General features: G+C 59.3%; 19 protein-coding genes. 8 read left to right on the top strand and 11 right to left on the bottom strand.

Features of this window, described 5'->3' with window-relative positions; translation table 11 throughout:
• The first annotated feature begins 160 nt into the window (after positions 1–160).
• The 3 genes from ilvA to C934_RS0112010 all read left to right on the top strand — a co-directional run bounded on the left by ilvA (position 161) and on the right by C934_RS0112010 (position 3,242).
• Positions 161–1,411, top strand: a complete 1,251-nt coding sequence (ilvA, locus tag C934_RS0112020) for a threonine ammonia-lyase (RefSeq protein ID WP_026371759.1) — start codon at positions 161–163, stop codon at positions 1,409–1,411.
• A gap of 35 nt (positions 1,412–1,446) precedes the next feature.
• Positions 1,447–1,773, top strand: coding sequence for an HlyU family transcriptional regulator (locus C934_RS0112015; RefSeq protein WP_018856967.1), 327 nt, complete (start codon positions 1,447–1,449; stop codon positions 1,771–1,773).
• A gap of 197 nt (positions 1,774–1,970) precedes the next feature.
• Positions 1,971–3,242, top strand: a complete 1,272-nt coding sequence (locus tag C934_RS0112010; RefSeq protein WP_026371758.1) for a GGDEF domain-containing protein — start codon at positions 1,971–1,973, stop codon at positions 3,240–3,242.
• Here C934_RS0112010 and C934_RS0112005 read toward each other — a convergent pair.
• The gene (locus tag C934_RS0112005) at positions 3,239–4,021 is read right to left on the bottom strand and encodes an SDR family NAD(P)-dependent oxidoreductase (protein ID WP_018856965.1); all 783 of its coding nucleotides are present in this window, start codon (positions 4,019–4,021) and stop codon (positions 3,239–3,241) included. The genes C934_RS0112010 and C934_RS0112005 overlap by 4 nt on opposite strands.
• 104 nt (positions 4,022–4,125) lie before the next feature.
• Between C934_RS0112005 and C934_RS0112000 the strand changes: the two genes are divergently transcribed.
• The gene (locus C934_RS0112000) at positions 4,126–4,704 is read left to right on the top strand and encodes a TetR/AcrR family transcriptional regulator (RefSeq protein ID WP_018856964.1); all 579 of its coding nucleotides are present in this window, start codon (positions 4,126–4,128) and stop codon (positions 4,702–4,704) included.
• A 47-nt stretch (positions 4,705–4,751) separates the two neighbouring features.
• Here C934_RS0112000 and C934_RS0111995 read toward each other — a convergent pair whose 3' ends face one another.
• Positions 4,752–5,366 (bottom strand): FMN-dependent NADH-azoreductase, encoded by a 615-nt coding sequence (locus C934_RS0111995; protein WP_026371757.1) that lies wholly within the window; start codon positions 5,364–5,366, stop codon positions 4,752–4,754.
• A 141-nt stretch (positions 5,367–5,507) separates the two neighbouring features.
• Here C934_RS0111995 and C934_RS0111990 point away from each other — a divergent pair, with 141 nt between their 5' ends.
• Positions 5,508–6,476, top strand: a complete 969-nt coding sequence (locus C934_RS0111990; RefSeq protein ID WP_018856962.1) for a LysR family transcriptional regulator — start codon at positions 5,508–5,510, stop codon at positions 6,474–6,476.
• A gap of 34 nt (positions 6,477–6,510) precedes the next feature.
• Here the strand turns inward: C934_RS0111990 and C934_RS0111985 are convergent, their stop codons facing one another.
• From C934_RS0111985 to C934_RS0111970, 4 genes are all read right to left on the bottom strand, one after another.
• Positions 6,511–8,499, bottom strand: coding sequence for a bifunctional 2',3'-cyclic-nucleotide 2'-phosphodiesterase/3'-nucleotidase (locus C934_RS0111985; RefSeq protein WP_018856961.1), 1,989 nt, complete (start codon positions 8,497–8,499; stop codon positions 6,511–6,513).
• Between the two features lie 87 nt (positions 8,500–8,586).
• On the bottom strand, positions 8,587–8,922 hold the full coding sequence (locus C934_RS0111980) for a PilZ domain-containing protein (RefSeq protein ID WP_018856960.1): 336 nt from the start codon (positions 8,920–8,922) through the stop codon (positions 8,587–8,589).
• 69 nt (positions 8,923–8,991) lie between these two features.
• Complete coding sequence (locus C934_RS0111975; protein WP_018856959.1) at positions 8,992–9,888, bottom strand: DMT family transporter; 897 nt, start codon at positions 9,886–9,888, stop codon at positions 8,992–8,994.
• 90 nt (positions 9,889–9,978) lie between these two features.
• On the bottom strand, positions 9,979–10,440 hold the full coding sequence (locus C934_RS0111970) for an Lrp/AsnC family transcriptional regulator (protein ID WP_018856958.1): 462 nt from the start codon (positions 10,438–10,440) through the stop codon (positions 9,979–9,981).
• A gap of 156 nt (positions 10,441–10,596) precedes the next feature.
• On the opposite strand from C934_RS0111970, the gene ald reads away from it, so the two are divergent.
• Positions 10,597–11,715, top strand: a complete 1,119-nt coding sequence (gene ald / locus C934_RS0111965; protein ID WP_018856957.1) for an alanine dehydrogenase — start codon at positions 10,597–10,599, stop codon at positions 11,713–11,715.
• 52 nt (positions 11,716–11,767) lie between these two features.
• Here ald and C934_RS0111960 read toward each other — a convergent pair whose 3' ends face one another.
• The 5 genes from C934_RS0111960 to C934_RS0111940 all read right to left on the bottom strand — a co-directional run bounded on the left by C934_RS0111960 (position 11,768) and on the right by C934_RS0111940 (position 15,575).
• Entirely contained in the window at positions 11,768–12,235 is a 468-nt protein-coding gene (locus C934_RS0111960; protein WP_018856956.1) for a DUF1203 domain-containing protein, read from the bottom strand.
• Positions 12,236–12,334: 99 nt separating this feature from the next.
• Entirely contained in the window at positions 12,335–12,898 is a 564-nt protein-coding gene (locus C934_RS0111955; protein WP_025659110.1) for a GNAT family N-acetyltransferase, read from the bottom strand.
• Positions 12,899–12,902: 4 nt separating this feature from the next.
• On the bottom strand, positions 12,903–13,772 hold the full coding sequence (sseA, locus tag C934_RS0111950; protein WP_018856954.1) for a 3-mercaptopyruvate sulfurtransferase: 870 nt from the start codon (positions 13,770–13,772) through the stop codon (positions 12,903–12,905).
• A gap of 18 nt (positions 13,773–13,790) precedes the next feature.
• Complete coding sequence (locus tag C934_RS0111945; RefSeq protein ID WP_018856953.1) at positions 13,791–14,528, bottom strand: alanyl-tRNA editing protein; 738 nt, start codon at positions 14,526–14,528, stop codon at positions 13,791–13,793.
• 6 nt (positions 14,529–14,534) lie between these two features.
• Positions 14,535–15,575 (bottom strand): cysteine synthase A, encoded by a 1,041-nt coding sequence (locus tag C934_RS0111940; protein WP_018856952.1) that lies wholly within the window; start codon positions 15,573–15,575, stop codon positions 14,535–14,537.
• A gap of 230 nt (positions 15,576–15,805) precedes the next feature.
• Between C934_RS0111940 and C934_RS0111935 the strand changes: the two genes are divergently transcribed.
• Both C934_RS0111935 and C934_RS0111930 read left to right on the top strand, forming a co-directional pair.
• Complete coding sequence (locus tag C934_RS0111935) at positions 15,806–16,447, top strand: ChrR family anti-sigma-E factor (RefSeq protein WP_083929853.1); 642 nt, start codon at positions 15,806–15,808, stop codon at positions 16,445–16,447.
• A 100-nt stretch (positions 16,448–16,547) separates the two neighbouring features.
• On the top strand, positions 16,548–17,381 hold the full coding sequence (locus C934_RS0111930) for an SDR family NAD(P)-dependent oxidoreductase (protein WP_018856950.1): 834 nt from the start codon (positions 16,548–16,550) through the stop codon (positions 17,379–17,381).
• Positions 17,382–18,007: the final 626 nt, after the last annotated feature.

Raw genomic sequence — 18,007 nt, 5'->3', positions numbered from 1 at the left:
TTGCGAGCGAATTGATAGCGCACAATCGCGTTATTGCGCGAACGGCGGCAGCCGATACAAAAGATGACTTCGCAAGTGGAGAATATTGGCGGATATGGGCTTTTTCCCGTTGCGCGCTTATGCCATAGCGGGGGTCGGTAACAGCAATGGACGAACGATTGTGACCAGACAGGATGTCGAGAGCGCCGAGGCGGCCATGCGCAGCCTATTTCCAGCAACGCCACTGCAGCTGAACGAGCACCTGTCGGCGCGCTATGGCGCCGACATCTGGCTGAAGCGCGAAGACCTTTCACCCGTGCGTTCCTACAAGATTCGCGGCGCCTTCAATTTCTTCCGCAAGGCGATCGCCGAGGGTGCTGGCGGCAAGACCTTCGTCTGCGCCTCGGCCGGCAATCATGCCCAGGGCTTTGCCTTCGTCTGCCGCTATTTCGGCGTGCCTGGCGTTGTCTTCATGCCGGTGACAACGCCGCAGCAGAAGATCGACAAGACGCGCATCTTTGGCGCGGAGTTCATCACCATCAAGCTGACGGGCGACTTCTTCGATCAATGCTACAAGGCCGCCCGCGATCACGTCGAGGCGATCGACGGCGTCATGGTGCCGCCGTTCGACCATCCGGATATCATCGAAGGCCAGGCGACGGTTGCCGCGGAAATCCTGCAGCAACTGCCCGAAGGGACCACACCTGATATGGTCGTCATGCCGGTCGGTGGCGGCGGACTGGCGGCTGGCATCACTCGTTATCTCGATGATTTTGTGCCAAAATCCGGCTTCATCTTCACGGAGCCGGCCGGCGCGCCGAGCCTGAAGCGAAGCATCGAAGCAAGGCAGGTGGTGACGCTCGCGAAGGTTGACAATTTCGTCGACGGTGCGGCCGTTGCGCGGATCGGGGATCTGAACTTCGCCGCCCTGGAAGGCTTTCCCACCGAGCAGGTCATGCTGATGCCGGAAAACGCCATTTGCGTGACCATCGGCGAGATGCTGAACGTAGAGGGAGTCGTCCTCGAACCGGCGGGAGCACTATCGCTGACCGCAATTGCCGCGATGGATCCGGAAGTGCTGAGAGGCAAGACCGTCATCGCCGTTGTCTCCGGGGGCAACTTCGATTTCGAACGCCTTCCCGATGTCAAGGAGCGCGCAATGCGCTATGCCGGATTGAAGAAGTACTTCATCCTGCGGATGCCTCAGCGACCCGGCGCCTTGCGCGACTTTCTGAACCTGCTTGGCCCCGACGACGACATCGCCCGTTTCGAGTATCTCAAGAAGACGGCTCGCAATTTCGGCTCGGTATTGATCGGTATTGAGACCAAGGCGCCCGAGAATTTCGCGCAGCTCATCGCGAACTTCGAGAATGCGGCCATCGGCTTCGAGGACATCACCGAAAACGAGATCCTCGCAAACCTCATCATTTAACTTTTCCGGCACGCGCTGCCATGATAAGGCGAAATATGGCTTCGATCTTCTCCAGTATTTTCTCAATGTTTTCAGGCGGCGGCAAATCGCCTGACGCGCCGGTTGGCGTCTCTTCCGAGCCGCAGCTCTATGGGGACTGCACGATCTATGCCGAGCCGCAAAAGGAAGGCGGCCAGTACCGCCTTGCCGGCCGGATCGAGAAAACTGTCGGGGACGAGGTCCTCGTACGCAATTTCATTCGCGCCGACATGTTCGGATCTTCGGATGATGCGATCGAGTGCACGGTGCGCAAGGCGCAGCAGATCATCGACCAGAACGGGCCGTCATTGTTCAACGACGGCGCAAAAGTTCGCCAGGTCTGATTCGCTTTCCGCGGCGTCGGTAGGACGATACTAATACTCACGCAATCTTAAAGGATTACGAGGAATCTTGGTGTCCGCAGCCTTGCAGGACAGCCACGTGCCTTACGACAAACACAGACCACCGCTCATGTTCGCCGCCATTAATTGCTGGTGTGGTGGACCGCCTCTGGATGCGCGCTGGCTGGTGAGAGGGGCAGCTGATGGAAGCCTTTAACCTGCTGCTGTTTGCCATTGCCGCCGTTGGCTATTTCACGCTCATGGTGACGTTACTGCACTTCCGCCAGCGCCTCGGCCTGGGCATGTTTCTCACTGCCCTCGGTGTCATGCACTTCATGGAAACCTACCTGGCGGCAGTCTTTTATGTCGCGCTGCCGTTCGGCATTGCGTCGCCCGGTTCGTCGGTATTCTTCACTGGCAAGCTGATGATGATTCTCATGCTGTATCGGCAAGAGGACGCTGCTACCGTTCGCCAACCGATCTACGGCCTGTTTGTCGGCAATATCCTGACGGTCGCAGTAGCGTGGCTGATGCAACTGCATACGCCGATCGAGCTCCCTCGGGGCGACAGCGCGAACTTCGATTTCCTCAAGGAAATGGGATGGCTCATGGTTTGGGGGACGACGCTCCTCTATCTCGATTCCATCGGCATTATCCTGCTGTACGAGCGCCTCGGTCGCTTCCTGAAGCACTGGATCATCGTGCGCTTTATGATCTGCGGCTTCGTCATCCTCACATTCGATCAGATCGGGTTCTTCGGTGCGCTCCACTACTTCCTCGAGATTCCTGCCTCTGCCTTCTGGGACGGATGGAAGGGCAAGATGTTTGCCGTCTGCATCTATGCGTTGCTCTTCGCCGTCTACGAAGTTTGGATACGGCGCGAAGGCATTCCCGCGAGCGTGCGGCCGATCAGTGATGTCTTCAGTGACCTGACCTTCCGGGAGCGTTACAACGATCTGCTTGATCGTACCGGCAGGGACGTGCTGACGGGGGTCTACGATCGCGCGCGAATGGAGATGGAAGCGCCGGTCATGGTTCGTGAAGCACTGCGGCAGGGACACTCCGCCACTGTCATCATTCTGGACGCGGACCATTTCAAGGAGGTCAACGACCGCTTCGGGCATCTGCAGGGAGATGAGGTGTTGAAGGCGATCACGCTTCGTCTCGGCAGCATTTTGCGATCGGCCGACCGTGTCTTCCGTTTTGGCGGTGAGGAATTCGTCGCGGTCTGCCCGGCAACCGACCATGCCGAGGGAATGGGGCTGGCCGAACGCTTGCGCTGGACGATCGCGAATAGCGTCAAGACGCCGGATGGCGAGCCCGTGACCGTCAGTATCGGCGTGGCGACAGCCGATACTGACGGCGCGAGCTTCACAACGGTTCTTTCGGCCGCCGACCAGAGGCTCTACCAGGCGAAGAAAAGCGGCCGCAATTGTGTGGTCGGCAAGTCCGGACTCGAGAAGTTCGATTAGCCGATCGATGCGCGGAATATTTTGGCGCCGGACGGGGCGCTCGTCGCGCCGCCATCGACCACAATTTCAATCCCTGTGACGTTGGTCGAATCGCTTGACGCGAAATAGAGCGCGGCCTTGGCAATTTCCTCCGCTTCGCTCATTCGGCCGAGCGGGCTCATTCCGCCCAGCCGGGCTTCAAGCGCCGACATTGCATCCGCCGTCGACGCCACCGGTTGCCAGATCGGTGTCTTGGTGCCGCCTGGCGTGACCTGGTTGACGCGGATGCCGCGCGGCGCAAGCTCGGAAGCCATATTGCGGGTCATGGCACGTACCGCACCCTTCGTCGCTGCATAGGCTGAATAGCCGGGCGCACCAAGCACCGCATGAACCGAGCCGTTTAGGATGACCGAGCCGCCGTCGTTCAGATGCGGCAATGCCGACTGGACCGTAAAGAAGACGGAGGTCAGGTTCGTGCTGATGATCGTGTTAAATTGCTCCAGCGACGTTCCACCAAGGGGAGTCGCACCGCCAATCCCGGCGTTTGCAAAGAGCACGTCAAATTTGCCGAACTTGGCGGCGGCTTCCGCAAAGGCCCGTTCCGTGGCCGCGACGTCCGTTACATCAAGCCTCAGCGCAAGCACGTTGCTGCCGAACGCCTTCTCGGCGGCGGCGAGTGTCTCGGTATTCCGGCCGGTGATGATCACCTTCGCCCCTTCGTCGAGGAAGACCTTGGCAGTTGCAAGACCGATGCCGCTATTTCCGCCCGTGATGAGGGCGACCTTGTTCTGCAGACGCATTGCATGACTCCTCTTGGAAAATTGCGCTATCTGGATTACGATATGAATCCAGAAGGATTATGATCGTAATCTAAATCTGTCAACCGGTGTGGGGAGAGATTTTTATGGGCCACTCACAGCAGGACAAGCGCAAGACACACGAGCGGATCGTCGTAATTGCATCGAAGCGTCTGCGTGAGAAGGGGCTGGATGGCGTCGGCGTCGCGGATCTGATGAAGGAGGCGGGGCTGACCGTCGGTGGCTTCTACAAGCATTTTGCGTCCCGAGACGAACTGGTGGCCGAGGCAATGCAATCGGCCTTCGGCGCCTGGTCGGCGAAGGTTCGGTCGGAGGGGTGGACTCCAGAGGACATTCCGTTGCAGGAGTATGCGGCGATCTACCTGAGCGGAAAACACCGGGACGATACAGCCGGCGGGTGTCCCTTTGCGGCCCTGACGGCCGATCTGGCCCGCAGTGGCGAGAGGTGCCGATCGCTTGCGACAGATCAGCTGAAGACGAGCGTAAACAGCATGCAGGCGCGCATTGACGCCACCGATGAGGCAGAGGCTCGCAGCAAGGCGATCATCATGTCCTGTCTCATGAGTGGAGCGCTGGGCCTTGCACGGATATCGAACGATGAAGCCTTTGGCGACGAGATCCTCGACACCGTGAAGGCCTTCGTGAACGAGTTCGGCACAAAATGAAAACGGCCGGTGAGAACCGGCCGTTTCAACATCGATTTCGACACCGATTAGGCGGCGAGGGCGATTTCCTCAGCGCGGGCCTTGGCAGCGCCAATTGCCTTCTCGGCAGCTTCCGGACCAAAGGCGAGGCCTTCGACGTAGATCGTTTCGACGTCGGTGATACCGAGGAAGCCGAGGACCGACTTCAGGTACGGTACAGCGTGGTTCATGCCTGCTGCCGGGCCCTGCGAATAGACGCCACCGGAAGCAAGAACGACGTAGACCTTCTTGCCGGTGGCAAGACCAACCGGGCCGCTTTCGGTGTACTTGAAGGTAAGGCCGGCGCGGGCGACGTTGTCGATCCAAGTCTTCAGCGACGAGTAGATGTTGAAGTTGATGAGACCCGTACCGATGACAACCGTATCGGCTGCGAGCAGTTCGGCGACGAGTTCGTCCGACGTCTTCACGGCGGCGGCTTCCTCAACGGTGCGATCATCGGCAGGCTTGCGGATGGCTGCGGTGAAGAGATCATCGATGTGCGGCAGCGGATTTACACCTAGGTCGCGACGAACGACGGCGCTGCCCGGCTGCTGAGCCTTGATCTTTTCGGCAAGGTCAGCGGCGATCGTGGTCGAAAGAGAGTCTACACGCGGGCTGGAAGTCAAAAGCAGAATGGAAGGCATGATTGAATTTCCTCTCGAATTTGCGTTCGCGGCCGTTCTTGGGAGCTTCGAGCCGCTGTTTCGAAGCAGAAAATAGGACTGGCCGACTATCGAAAAAACTGTGATAATGTCGATCAAAATCATCGATAGATTGGATGGAAGATGCTTCCGAACCCCACACTCGACCAGTTGCAAGTGTTCCTTACCGTTGCGGAAATGGGCAGCTTTTCGGCTGCTTCGCGCACGCTAAATCGCGCTCAATCGGTCATCAGCTACACGATCGCCAACCTCGAGGCGCAGCTGGAGGTGCCCCTTTTCGAGCGTTCGGGTGCGAGGCAACCGAAGCTGACGGAGGCGGGCAGGGCACTCCTCGAAGACGCACGGCGACTCGTCTCGGATCTCGAGGTGATGCGCGCCCGCGTAAAGGGGCTGAAGGAAGGGTTGGAGGCCGAGGTCTCCGTCGCGATCAGTGTCATGGTGCCGTCAAAGGCGATGGTTGAGGTCCTGCGCGAGTTTCGCAACGAGTTCCCGTCCGTCGGGCTCAATCTGGCGGTCGGTGAACTCGGCGTGGTGATGGATCTCGTCTCAAACGGCAAGGCGACGATCGGGATCGGCGGCGCCATCCTGCAGCAGCATGATTCGCTTGTGACCGAGCGCATCGGCCATTCCTTCATGGTGCCGGTTGCGTCGAGCGCTCATCCTTTGGCGCGGTTGGGCCGGCCGTTGACGCTGGCCGATGTCCGCGACGAGACGCAGCTTGTTGTCACCGACCCTTCGGGATTGACCAAAGGTCGCGACTTCAATGTGCTTTCCTACAAGACGTGGCGCGTTAGTGATATCGCGACGAAGCACTCTCTTATTCGCGGGGGTCTCGGCTGGGGTGGTCTTCCGGCGTCGCTTATTCGAGACGAGTTGAGAAGCGGAGCGCTTGTACACCTGGATCTCCAGGCCTACGAGCAAGGCGAGTATCCAATTTATGCGATGCGACGAATCTCAACCCCGCCCGGACCGGCTGCCACCTGGATGGTTGACGCCTTTCGGTCCAGGCTTTCGCAATGCCCAAGCCATGCCGACTTCACCGCCGAGGTGGCGGAGTATGCAGCGCGCGATCTCTCCCTAGCGGCGGAATAGGCGAGGCGCAAGGGCCTCGCCGGGAGCTGAACGCCTAGAGAACCAGACGGAATTTGGCGAATCCATCGGTGCCTTCACCTGCGTCCTCGATCTTCACGCTTTTCACGTCAGCGAGGAACTGCTTGGCCTTCGGACCGCTCTGGAAGACGGCCGTCGTTCCCGGCAACGGTTTGAAGGTCCAGTTGCCGTCGGCCGACGGATTGATTGTGCGCTCTTCATGGACGAAGCGGACGATAACGTCACGATTGGTGTCCGGCGCCTGGAAGACGACCTTGTCGGCGGCGATTTCCGGAAACTTGCCGCCGCCGCCGGCGCGGTAGTTGTTGGTGACGACGACAAATTTCTGCTTGAGATCAATAGGCTTGCCGTCGAACTGCAGATTCTGGATGCGGTTCGCATCGGCATTGATCAACTTGCCGTCATCATCGAACCTGCGCGGTTGCGACAGGTCTATCTGGTAGGTGACGCCATCGATCACATCGAAGTTGTAGGATGGGAAGGCACTGTTCAGCAGGTCCGTGTCCTTCGATCCCGGTTTCACCTCGTTGAACATGGCGGCTGACATTTCCAGCCAATTCTTCACCTGTTCGCCAGTGATGGCGACCGCCTGAACCGTGTTGGGGTACAGGTAGAGATCAGCGACGTTCTTGATCGCGATATCGCCGGCGGGCACGTCGGTATAGTAGTCCGCGCCGCCGCGACCGCCGGCCTTGAACGGCGCTGCGGCCGACAGCACGGGCAGGTCCTTGTATTCGGTGTCGGCAAGCATCTGCTTGATGTACCAGGTCTGTGCCTGGCTAACGATCTGGACGGATGGGTCGTCGGCAACGAGCGCGAAATAGGAATAGAGCGGGGCCGATGTCTTGCCGACCGGAGTGCGCACGTAGGCAAGGGTGGCCTCATGCTCAGCCTTCGCAGCTTCGATGACGTCCTTTTTGTCGGCGACGTCGGCGATGGCTTTCTTCTTATCATCGCGGTGGTAGATCGGCCGCGCTTCCGAGGTGAAGTCGACAATTCTCCAACCTTTGCCGTCCTTTTCCAGCAGGAGGTCAATGAGGCCGAGATGGGAGCCCCAGAAGCCCGCCATCACAGCAGGCTTGCCATGCAACGTGCCTTTCACCGGATCGGCATTCTGAATGCCATCCCAGGTCTTGGGACCGGGGAAGACGAGGTGCTGGTGCCCGGTAAAGATCGCGTCGATTCCATCGACCGCGGCAAGATGCAGCGATGCGTTCTCCATCTTCTCGGAGGGGGCCGCGCCGTCGATGCCGGAATGAGAGAGCGCGATCACGATATCCGCGCCTTCCTGCTTCATGACCGGCACCCAGGCCTTGGCCGCCTCGACGATGTCGCGCGTCTGCGCCTTGCCTTCGAGGTTCTTGATATCCCACAGCATGATTTGCGGCGGCACAAAACCGATGAAGCCGATCTTGATAGGGCTCTCGTTGCCAGCGCCGTCCTTGATTGTCTTCTCGACGATGAGATAGGGCTTGAAAAACAGCTCGTCCTTGGTCGGATCGGACGCGAGCTGGCCTTTGGTCAGGTTTGCGCAGACGAACGGGAAATTTGCCCCGTTCAGCACCTTGAACATGAAATCGAGGCCGTAGTTGAATTCATGGTTCCCGAGCGTGCCGACCGTGTAGCCGAGCGTGTTCATCGCCTTGATGACGGGATGTAGGTCACCGTCCTTCATCCCGCGTTGGTAGGCCATGTAGTCGCCCATCGGGTTGCCCTGCAGCACGTCGCCATTGTCGATCAGCAGCGAGTTGGCAGCTTCCGCCCGGATGTTGTCGATGATCGTCGCGGTGCGCGCCAGGCCCATCGTGTCGTTCGGCTTGTCGGAATAGTAGTCGTAGGGAAAGACGTTGACGTGAATGTCGGTCGTTTCCATCAGGCGAAGATGCGCCTGATTGGCGGCTGCGCGCGCGCTGAAAGGATGAAGAAGGATGAGCGCTGACGTGGCGGCCAGGCCGCCAAGCAACGAGCGGCGGGTCACTGGTGGCAGATCCAGAATGGAAGACATGAAAACTCCTTCGAAAATCACGCGTCGCCCAGCCATGGCGAGACTAGGGTGATTTGCGAAGGAGTAAACCCTGAAAATGACAGGGAATTATCGCGAGAGGACTGGCTTTACTTCCTTGTGGAAGAACCGGAAGTATGAGGCCACCTGCGCACGGGCATTGGAGTTCGGGTCGAACTGAATTCCGAGGCGACCATTATGGCTCCAGCGGATGATGCCGTGAAGCGTGCCGAGGTCTTCGGCGATGATTTGCACGCGGCTGCCGGCCGCGGCGTGGATCGGCGACCGGATCTCGACGGCAACGCCAGTAACCGACATATCGAGGATGCGAGCATCAACTTCTTTGGTGAGATAGCGGACCTTGCCGAATACACGGCAGGACCGCCGCTCGGCCTTTCGGGCAATGATATTCAGATTACGCTGCATGTTACGCTCCACCAGAACATGTAAGTGAAATCTACTGGAGGAACATTAAGAATGCTCTAATTGATCGATCTAGAATTGCGGAGAGCCCCGCTGCAAACGTCCTCTGCGCGCAACGACGTGTTCGCGCCACACGGTGAAAATGCCTGCCGCCACGACGATGGCGGAGCCAACGATCATGGTGAGGCTCAGCTTCTCGCTGTAGATCACCACGCCGATGATCGATGCATAGACGAGTTGCAGATATGTCAGCGGCTGCACGGCGGCAGCATCCAGCATATCGTAGGCCCGGATGAGAAAATAATGGCTCGAGATGCTGGTCAGACAGACAAGCGTCATCCAGCCCCAGTCCCACCCCGACATCCAGGTCCAATAGAAAGGGCCGACAAGCGTCATGGCGATGCCGCCGACGACACCCGTATAGAAGAAGCTCGTCATCGCCGAGTCGTCCCGACTGACAAGCCGCGTAGCGATGACGTAAAATGCGAATAGGAAGCATGAGAAGACAGCAAGCAGCAGCTTGACGTCGAAAAACTCGCCTTCCGGCTTCAGGATCAACAGCACCCCGACCAGACCCGCACCAATTGCCGTCCAGCGGCGCCAGCCCACCCGTTCGCCAAGGATCGGCATCGAGAGCAGCGCAATCAGAATCGGGGTTGCGGAAAAGATTGCCTGCGAGTGGGCTAGGCCGATCAGGGCGAAGCAATTGATGACAACGACAACCTGAGAGGCCAGCAAAACGCCCCTGAAGACCTGCAGGAGCGGCCTCTTTGTCTTGGCTGTCTGCTTGAGGCCACCCCTCATCTTGCAAGCAAGCGCAATGGTGAATGCGGCAAAGGCCCAGTAGCGGATCATGGTGATGAAGACGGGCGGATAGGCGGAGGCCAGGTGCTTCGAGATGCCGTCCTGCAGCGAGAAGATGGTGATCGCCAGCAGGACGAAAATATAGCCTTGGGTTTTGGATTTCATGCGTACGGGGTCTTATTGTGGGGGGATCAGGCAGAGGACGACGAAGCCGCTGCTCCGATTCTGCGACATTCTGCCGATTTCAGCTCTCTGTCAAAGCCCGACATTTGGCCTGTCGATGACTTCACGCAGGGCGAAGCTGGAGTTGATCTTTACGACATGCGGAAGCGCTGAGAGCCAGTCGCGATGGATGCGCTCGTAGTCCTCGAGGTCGCGCGCGGCGACGCGGAGAATGTAATCGTATTCGCCCGACATCAGATAACAAACCAAAACGTTCGGACAGCGTTTCACCGCGGCTTCGAATTCGGAGAGCGTCTTCGCAAATTGGCCCGACAGGGAGATGTGCACGATCGCGATCATCTTGTAGTCGAGCGCCTTGTGAGAGACATGGGCGTGGTAGCCACGGATGACGCCGCGCTTCTCCAGTATATCAAGCCGCCGAGAGCAAGCCGATGGCGACAGTCCAACCTTGGCTGCAAGGTCGGCATTGGTAATGCGGGCGTCGGACTGAAGCGTCTTCAGAATCGCAAGATCGATGGCGTCGGGTTCTGACATTCGAAGAACTTTCGATTATTTGCTCTAATTCGCAATATTCTTCGAAAATCACCCGCTGCGCAAACCTTCTTTGCAAGGACATTTCGCGGGTGTGGTGGTTGGATTTCCCGGTCAAAAACACTCCGCGAAGCGGACATAATGAGAGAGGAACGCTCAATGCGTGTCGGTTGCCCGAAGGAAATCAAGAATCATGAATATCGTGTCGGACTGACACCTGCATCCGTTCGTGAATATGTCGCCCATGGCCACGAGGTCTGGGTTGAGACCAAGGCGGGCGCCGGCATCGGTGCTGATGACGCGGCCTATGCGGCCGCTGGCGCAAAGATTGCCGCCTCGGCCAAGGAAATCTTCGAGAAGTGCGATATGATCGTCAAGGTCAAGGAGCCGCAACCCTCCGAGTGGGCGCAGCTTCGCGATGGCCAGATTCTCTACACCTATCTTCACCTCGCGCCCGACCCGGAACAGACCAAGGGTCTCCTTGCGTCCGGCGTCACCGCTGTTGCCTATGAGACGGTAACGGACGATCGGGGCGGTCTGCCCCTCCTTGCGCCGATGTCCGAGGTGGCCGGACGCCTGTCTATCCAGGCTGGCGCGACCGCCCTGCAGAAGGCCAATGGCGGGCTGGGTATCTTGCTCGGCGGCGTTCCCGGCGTGCTGCCGGCGAAGGTCGCTATTATTGGTGGCGGCGTCGTCGGCCTGCATGCCGCCAGGATGGCCGCGGGCCTCGGCGCCGATGTCAGCATCCTCGACAAGTCACTGCCGCGTCTCCGCCAGCTTGACGATATCTTCGTCGGTCGCGTCCATACGCGCTATTCCAGCATTCAGGCTCTGGAAGAAGAAGTTTTCGCGGCAGACCTCGTCATTGGGGCCGTGCTCATTCCGGGCGCCGCCGCGCCGAAGCTTGTGACCCGCGAAATGCTGTCGGGGATGAAGCGAGGCTCTGTCATCGTCGACGTTGCCATCGACCAGGGCGGCTGCTTCGAGACGTCGCATGCAACGACCCATTCCGAACCGACCTACGTTGTCGATGACGTGGTGCACTACTGCGTCGCCAACATGCCAGGCGCCGTGCCGGTCACCTCGGCACATGCCCTGAACAATGCAACGCTGGTTTATGGTCTGGCGCTGGCCGATCGCGGCCTGCGTGCGATTGCAGAAGATCGTCACCTCAGGAACGGTCTCAATATCCACAAGGGACGCGTCACCAATAAGCCGGTGGCCGAAGCGCTGGGCTACGAAGCCTATGCTCCGGAAAGCGTACTAAACGTGGCGTAATTCCCATCACGTTACGTGAGGCAGGCTGGTCGCATTCTCCTGCGACCAGCCATCATCTGTCTATACGGCATTGATAGCAGTTATTGCGTGCCGACCGCACATGCACGTAGGCAATCTCAGGCCGCTCGAGGAGCTGGGTGGCATAGGAGCGGATATCGGGTGTCAGAGTTACCGCGCCTGTGCCGTACACGATTCGGTTATCGGCATTGTAACCGCGCACGATGAAATCCGGGCTGGTCAGAACCGGCGGCAGGACCTCTTCTGCGGCATAGCGCTCGCAGGGCTCCTTGTGAAGAAAGACCGGACCGGTCTCAGCATAGGGCTGAAGCTCCGGAAACGGCCGGTAGGCGAAGACCAGCAATTCCTCGCCGGCGTCGATATTCTTCAGGCAATGACGGCAGGGATGGCCAGGCCCGTCGGAGACCATCGTCTCGGGCAAGAAACCGTAGGCGTCTGTACCGCCGTTCCAGAGATTCTCCGCGTTGGCGGTGGGCATGGCGGAAAAGCGGATGTCGGTCATGGCGGATCTCCTTGATGATTGCCAAGAGATGCGCCTTTATCGGGGTAGAAACCACCCGATTCCTGCCAGAGCCCTCGAGGGCTCCAGCTCCTGGCCGACTCACCAGTCCTTCTTGCTCAACTCCAGAAGTTCCTTGTCGCTGAGCGGCCGGACGATGCCCGAACCGGTGGAGACCGGTGAAAAGCCGAACATCTGGTAGAGCTGCAAAGCGCGCGGGTGATCAAGATCGTTGGTCGTCGTCGTCACCCGCTTCGGATTGAGCGTCCAGATCGCGTAGAGCGCCTGCAGCAGGAACCACTTTCCGATCCCCAGACCAAGCGCATGCTCGAACAGCCCGAAGTGGCTGAGCTCGATCGTGTCCTCATCCTCGACGAAGTACTCGTAGAAGCCAGCAGGCGCGCCGTTGACGTAGAGCACGCTGATATTGTTGCGTTTGTCGTGCAGCGACCTGGCCAAATCCTCGTCAAGCATCCGCAGCCGGTCCACCCACTGCCACCTGGCACCGACCTGACGGTAGAGATAGCGATAGAATGGCAGCGGAATGTCGGGAGCCCGCATGATCGCCGTCTGGATGTTGATCGGCACCGGAAGGCTTGCCTTCGGCGGTGCCGTCATTTCCAGGCGCGTAATATGGGCTTTCAGGGAAGAGGGGGGCTTCACCATCGTGTCAGGCTTTGACCGGTTCCGGCGGACCGGTGACAACAGGCGTGTCGTCCCGGCCACCCCATTCGCTCCAGGAACCGTCGTAGAGCTTGTTGTCGGTATGGCCGAGGGATTCCAGCGCCAGCGTGATGATGGCCGCGGTGATGCCCGAACCGCAGGACGTGACCACGGGCTTCGACAGGTCTACGCCCGCCTCCTCAATCGTCTGCTTGAGTTCCGGCAGGGATTTGAAGCGGCCCTGGGTGGCGAAGACACCCGATGGCAGGTTTCGCGCGCCCGGCATGTGACCGGAGCGCATGCCAGCGCGCGGCTCAGGCTCGACCGCTGCAAAGCGGCCCGCGCTCCTGGCATCCGCTATCTGCAGCGCGCCGCGTGCAACGATCTCCCGCATGGCATCGAGATTGACGACCCGCGAGGCGTCATAGGTGGGCTTGAAAACCTTTGGCTCGTGGCGCGGAACGGTTGCCTCAAGCGGCCGGCCCTCCGCTTTCCATCCGTCCAGTCCGCCATCAAGAACGTACACATTCCGTGCGCCCATCACGCGAAACAGCCACCACACACGCGGCGATGCGAACATCCCGATGCCATCATAGACGACGATATGATCGTTTTCCCCGATGCCGAGCTTGCCGACTTCGGTTGCGAAAAACTCTGGCGAGGGGATCGTGTGCGGCAGCAGTACGGAATGATCCGCGATCTTGTCCTGATCGAAGCGGATAGCGCCCGGGATATGGCCGGCGGCGTATTCGGCGTCGGCATCGCGCTTCTGCGCAGGCAGATAGAAGGACGCATCCAGGACGCGCAAATCCGGCTTGCCCAATTCCGCCTGCAGCCAATCGGCCGAAACGACGAAACGGCTCTTTTCTTCGCTCATTCTGCTCTCCCTGGGGCTTCAGGCTTCGTCGCCGGGAGCGCCGAAGCGAATACGGAAGCGACGGTTTTCCTTGCCCTTCTTTTCGATCTTGGCAATGTGAATCTGACCGACTTCCTGAGTTTCGGACACATGTGTGCCGCCGCAGGGCTGGCTGTCAATCGCAGAGTTTTCGCCGATGCAGACAAGGCTGACCCGACCGAGCCCGATCGGCGGACGGACGTTCTTGGATTTGACGATACCAGGGTTGGCAGCAAGCTCCTCGTCGGTGATCCACTGCAGGTAGACCGGATAGTTCTGCCGCACCAGTTCCATGAGTTTTTCGGTGACGTCGTCCTTGTCGATCGTCTGGGTCATATCGAAGTCGACACGGCTCTCATCCTCGCCGACAGCTGCACCCGTGATCGGATAGGAGCAGACGACGGAGAGCAGGTGACAGGCGGTGTGCATCCGCATAAGCTTGTAGCGGCGCGGCCAGTCGACATGCAGTACCAGCTTCTCGCCGACGGCCGGCTGTTCCTGGCCCTCGAGCGGCACATGCACGACGATGTCCTTGGTCGCTCCATGCTTCGTCTGCCCAAGCGTGATCTTGCTGCCATCGGCGCGCTCGAGGAATCCCGTATCGCCCGGCTGGCCTCCCGATGTCGCATAGAAGCAGGTTTGATCCAGCTCAATGCCCCCGTCGTCGTGAACGGCGGTTACCACCGCCTCGCATGTCGAAAGATAGAAATCGTCACGATAGAGGGCATTGACGGGCATGGGGTCTCACGCTGCTGGTTCGTATGGGATCTGTATGTCTTGCGTCTTGGCGAGCCACGCCGGAACCGGCAGGCCCTTCGACGTCAGGAAATCGGGGTTGAAAAGCTTGGACTGGTAGCGGTTGCCGTAGTCGGCGAGGATTGTCACGATGGTATGGCCGGGACCGAGCTCCTTGGCAAGGCGTACTGCGCCGGCGATGTTGATTGCCGTCGATCCGCCCAGGCACAAGCCTTCATGCTCGACGAGATCGAAGACGTAGGGCAGGGCTTCCGTATCCGAAATGCTATAGGCGAAATCGGGCGTGAAGCCTTCAAGGTTCGCTGTGATCCGTCCCTGACCGATCCCTTCGGTGATCGAGGAACCCGACGCTTTCAATTCGCGGTTCTTGTAGAATTCGTAGAGCGCGGCTCCGTCGGGGTCGGCCAGGCCGATCTTGATGTCCTTGTTGAATGCCTTGAGGCCGGCGGCCACACCCGCAAGCGTCCCGCCAGAGCCGACGGAGCAGATAAAGCCGTCGACTTTGCCGTTGGTATCGTTCCAGATCTCGCTGGCCGTCGTTTCGATGTGCGCCTGCCGGTTGGCGACGTTGTCGAACTGGTTCGCCCAGATCGCGCCGTTGGGATCCGTCTTCGCCAGCTGTTCGGCCAGCCTTCCTGAGACCTTCACATAATTGTTCGGGTTTTTGTAGGGAACGGCGGGCACCTCGACGAGTTCGGCGCCGAGCAACTTCAGCGCATCCTTCTTTTCCTGGCTCTGCGTCTCCGGGATGACGATTACGGTCCGGTAGCCGAGCGCCTTTGCAACGACCGTCAGGCCGATGCCGGTATTGCCGGCGGTCCCCTCGACAATGACGCCGCCCGGCCGCAGCACGCCCTTCTTCTCTGCGTCGCGAATGATGTAGAGCGCCGCGCGATCCTTGACCGACTGGCCGGGATTGAGGAATTCCGCCTTGCCGAGAATAGTGCAGCCGGTCGCTTCCGACGCACCCTTGAGCTTGATCAACGGGGTGTTGCCGATTGCCTCTAGAACGGAGGGATGGACGGTCATGGACTCTGCCTCTTTTGAACGCTTAGTTTAGGAACGGTCTTTTCCCTTCACAAGGCTAGGTTGGCAAGAAATGCTATTCCATCCCTTTGAGCGCAGCGACAAAATTAGACTTCGCTGCCGTCCAGGCACTCGAGCCAGAGCCGTTCGCCGGCCTTGTGATCCGGAGATTGACTTTCAGCGTAGGGATGACGACAAAGCAGTCTCTAGAAGAAAAAACAACCGAAACCGTCATGGTTCATGAGCATATCGACACGGTCGATGCGTTGATGGCGCATTACGTCGCCGGATCCCTTCCTGAGCCGGCACGCGTGCTGGTCGAATCGCATCTTGAAATGAAGCCCGATCATCGCTTGCTGGTGAGAGATCTGGAATCCCTTGCTGGGGAGGCCCTCGAGGAGACACCCGAAGCCGCAATGGGCGATCGCCAGGTGCGCCTCGCCGCGGTCTTCGCCTCTGCGCTGCCAGCTGAAAAGCCAGCCGACCTGCCGACAAAACAGGGGTTCTTCCCGAAGGCGATTCGCAACCTGGTCGGCTATGATGTGGATACGGTCCCCTGGAAGACGAAGCTTCCCGGCTTCAAGGAGTACTCGACCGATATCGATGGCTGCGAAGTCAGCCTGATGTGGATCAAGGCTGGCCGGGCTCTGCCTGCACACACCCACAAGGGCATGGAGCTCACCTTGATCCTGGACGGCGCGTTCAACGACAGTCGCGGCCATTTCGGGCCTGGCGACATCTCCGTAGCGGACGAGAGCGTCGACCACCGACCTGTTGCCGAAAAAGATCGTCCCTGCATCGCGTTTTCGGTTTTTGACGCGCCGATCAAGCTCACCGGCTCCTTCCCCCAGTTCATCCGAGACCTGATCGGCTGAAAGCAGCCACAATGGCGTGATATTCCCTTGAAACCGGGAGATGGCGAGGAACTCCCGGACCTGTTTTGACGTTTGGAAAACAGCCCGGAGGAGATGTGCCATGCCAGATTTCGTCGCCCGTCCCGAACATGGAATAGCCTGGATATCGGGCGCGAGTTCCGGAATCGGGCGAGCGTTGGCATTGAAGCTCGCCGGAGACGGATACAAGGTCGCCGTCACCGCTCGCGACCACGAGAAGCTTGCGGAATTGCAGGCCGAGGCTTCGGACCTACCCGGCAGCATCATCGTGCTCGACGGCGATGTCACCAACGCCGAAGACATGGAGCACGTGCTTGCGTCAATCGAATATGAACATGGCGCACTTGCGCTGGCGGTTTTCAATGCGGGGGTCTATTTCCCCGTCCACGCGGAAGAACTGAAGCTCAGCGATTTCGAGCAGAGCTTCGCGGTCAATCTGCAGGGTGTCGTGAATTGCCTCATCCCGGCCGTGCGGCACATGAAGGCCAAAGGGCAGGGGCAGATCGCCGTCGTTTCATCGGTATCAGGCTATGGCGGCCTGCCGACAAGCGCGGCCTACGGCGCGACCAAAGCCGCCTTGATCAACATGGCCGAGAGCTTGAAATTCGATCTCGACAAGATGGGCATCCGCATTCAGCTCATCAATCCGGGCTTCGTCGATACCCCTGCGATTAAGAAGAACAAATTCTCGATGCCCTCGCTGGTCTCGGTCGAGGAGGCCGCCGAACAGATTTCGGCAGGACTCAAGTCTCAACGCTTCGAGATTACCTTCCCGAAGCGCTTCACCTACATGATGAAGCTCGTCAATTTTCTTCCCTACGGGCTCTATTTCTGGCTGGTCAATCGCTCGACGGGATGGCGGGAGCGACCGCTTGAAAAGCACGCCCGTCCGGCGATGCCGCATCCTGCGGAGTGATGTTCAGTTTCCAGGCAAGGACGAGGCGGATGACGGCCAGACAGGAGGTCATCTGCCTAAAAGGGCCGCCATCCGCTCTCGTCAGCTCCGCGAATAGACGTCCTGGCGAACGTCTATGTTCTAGTGCGGAAGTCTGCTCACAATCGAAATAACTCGAACTCCCAACGGCCGTTTGAAGCGCTCATCAAAACCAAATAGGCGAATGCGCTCCAATGTCGACCAAAAACGCTCGCGCCTTTCGGCAGGAGAATGGCGCAGTCTAATCAGAAACAAAAGTCTCTGACCAGTGACAATTCAGCTTCTGGGAGCGGTATTGCCACCGTGGCTTCCTCCGCCGAGCGGGTCGGCAGTACAAAAGGGGAAGGGCCGGTTACACCGGCCCTTCAGACTGCTGACAAACCCGTCGATATTTTCGGCGGGTTTGTTTTTTGGACGTTGGTTGTTTTAGTTGGGTTCTGAGGCGGGGCGAAGTTGGCGGCCTCTGGCCCTCATGCCATGGCTGGTCTGGGTGGCTTGGTGAGCGCCATGGCGATCTTCTTGATGTTTTGGGCGGCTGCAGCCAGCAGGCACTGGCATGCGACGCGGGTGAGACTTCGAAAGCGGGCATAGCGATGCCCGTGAAGCTG

Source organism: Rhizobium sp. 42MFCr.1, assembly GCF_000377185.1.
GTDB classification, from domain to species: domain Bacteria; phylum Pseudomonadota; class Alphaproteobacteria; order Rhizobiales; family Rhizobiaceae; genus Rhizobium; species Rhizobium altiplani.
The sequence above is the reverse complement of the archived record's forward strand: the minus strand, read 5'-3'. Positions and strand labels throughout refer to the sequence as shown.

Bases quoted from the DNA above. Each gene is read 5' to 3' on its own strand.
- C934_RS0111995 (WP_026371757.1), bottom strand. From the start codon at position 5,366: ATGCCTTCCATTCTGCTTTTGACTTCCAGCCCGCGTGTAGACTCTCTT.
- C934_RS0111930 (WP_018856950.1), top strand. From the start codon at position 16,548: ATGCCAGATTTCGTCGCCCGTCCCGAACATGGAATAGCCTGGATATCG.
- C934_RS0111960 (WP_018856956.1), bottom strand. From the start codon at position 12,235: ATGACCGACATCCGCTTTTCCGCCATGCCCACCGCCAACGCGGAGAAT.
- C934_RS0111975 (WP_018856959.1), bottom strand. From the start codon at position 9,888: ATGAAATCCAAAACCCAAGGCTATATTTTCGTCCTGCTGGCGATCACC.
- C934_RS0111955 (WP_025659110.1), bottom strand. From the start codon at position 12,898: ATGGTGAAGCCCCCCTCTTCCCTGAAAGCCCATATTACGCGCCTGGAA.
- C934_RS0111980 (WP_018856960.1), bottom strand. From the start codon at position 8,922: ATGCAGCGTAATCTGAATATCATTGCCCGAAAGGCCGAGCGGCGGTCC.
- C934_RS0112015 (WP_018856967.1), top strand. From the start codon at position 1,447: ATGGCTTCGATCTTCTCCAGTATTTTCTCAATGTTTTCAGGCGGCGGC.
- C934_RS0112000 (WP_018856964.1), top strand. From the start codon at position 4,126: ATGGGCCACTCACAGCAGGACAAGCGCAAGACACACGAGCGGATCGTC.
- C934_RS0111945 (WP_018856953.1), bottom strand. From the start codon at position 14,528: ATGCCCGTCAATGCCCTCTATCGTGACGATTTCTATCTTTCGACATGC.
- C934_RS0111970 (WP_018856958.1), bottom strand. From the start codon at position 10,440: ATGTCAGAACCCGACGCCATCGATCTTGCGATTCTGAAGACGCTTCAG.
- C934_RS0111990 (WP_018856962.1), top strand. From the start codon at position 5,508: ATGCTTCCGAACCCCACACTCGACCAGTTGCAAGTGTTCCTTACCGTT.
- C934_RS0111940 (WP_018856952.1), bottom strand. From the start codon at position 15,575: ATGACCGTCCATCCCTCCGTTCTAGAGGCAATCGGCAACACCCCGTTG.
- sseA (WP_018856954.1), bottom strand. From the start codon at position 13,772: ATGAGCGAAGAAAAGAGCCGTTTCGTCGTTTCGGCCGATTGGCTGCAG.
- C934_RS0111985 (WP_018856961.1), bottom strand. From the start codon at position 8,499: ATGTCTTCCATTCTGGATCTGCCACCAGTGACCCGCCGCTCGTTGCTT.
- C934_RS0112005 (WP_018856965.1), bottom strand. From the start codon at position 4,021: ATGCGTCTGCAGAACAAGGTCGCCCTCATCACGGGCGGAAATAGCGGC.
- ald (WP_018856957.1), top strand. From the start codon at position 10,597: ATGCGTGTCGGTTGCCCGAAGGAAATCAAGAATCATGAATATCGTGTC.
- C934_RS0111935 (WP_083929853.1), top strand. From the start codon at position 15,806: ATGGTTCATGAGCATATCGACACGGTCGATGCGTTGATGGCGCATTAC.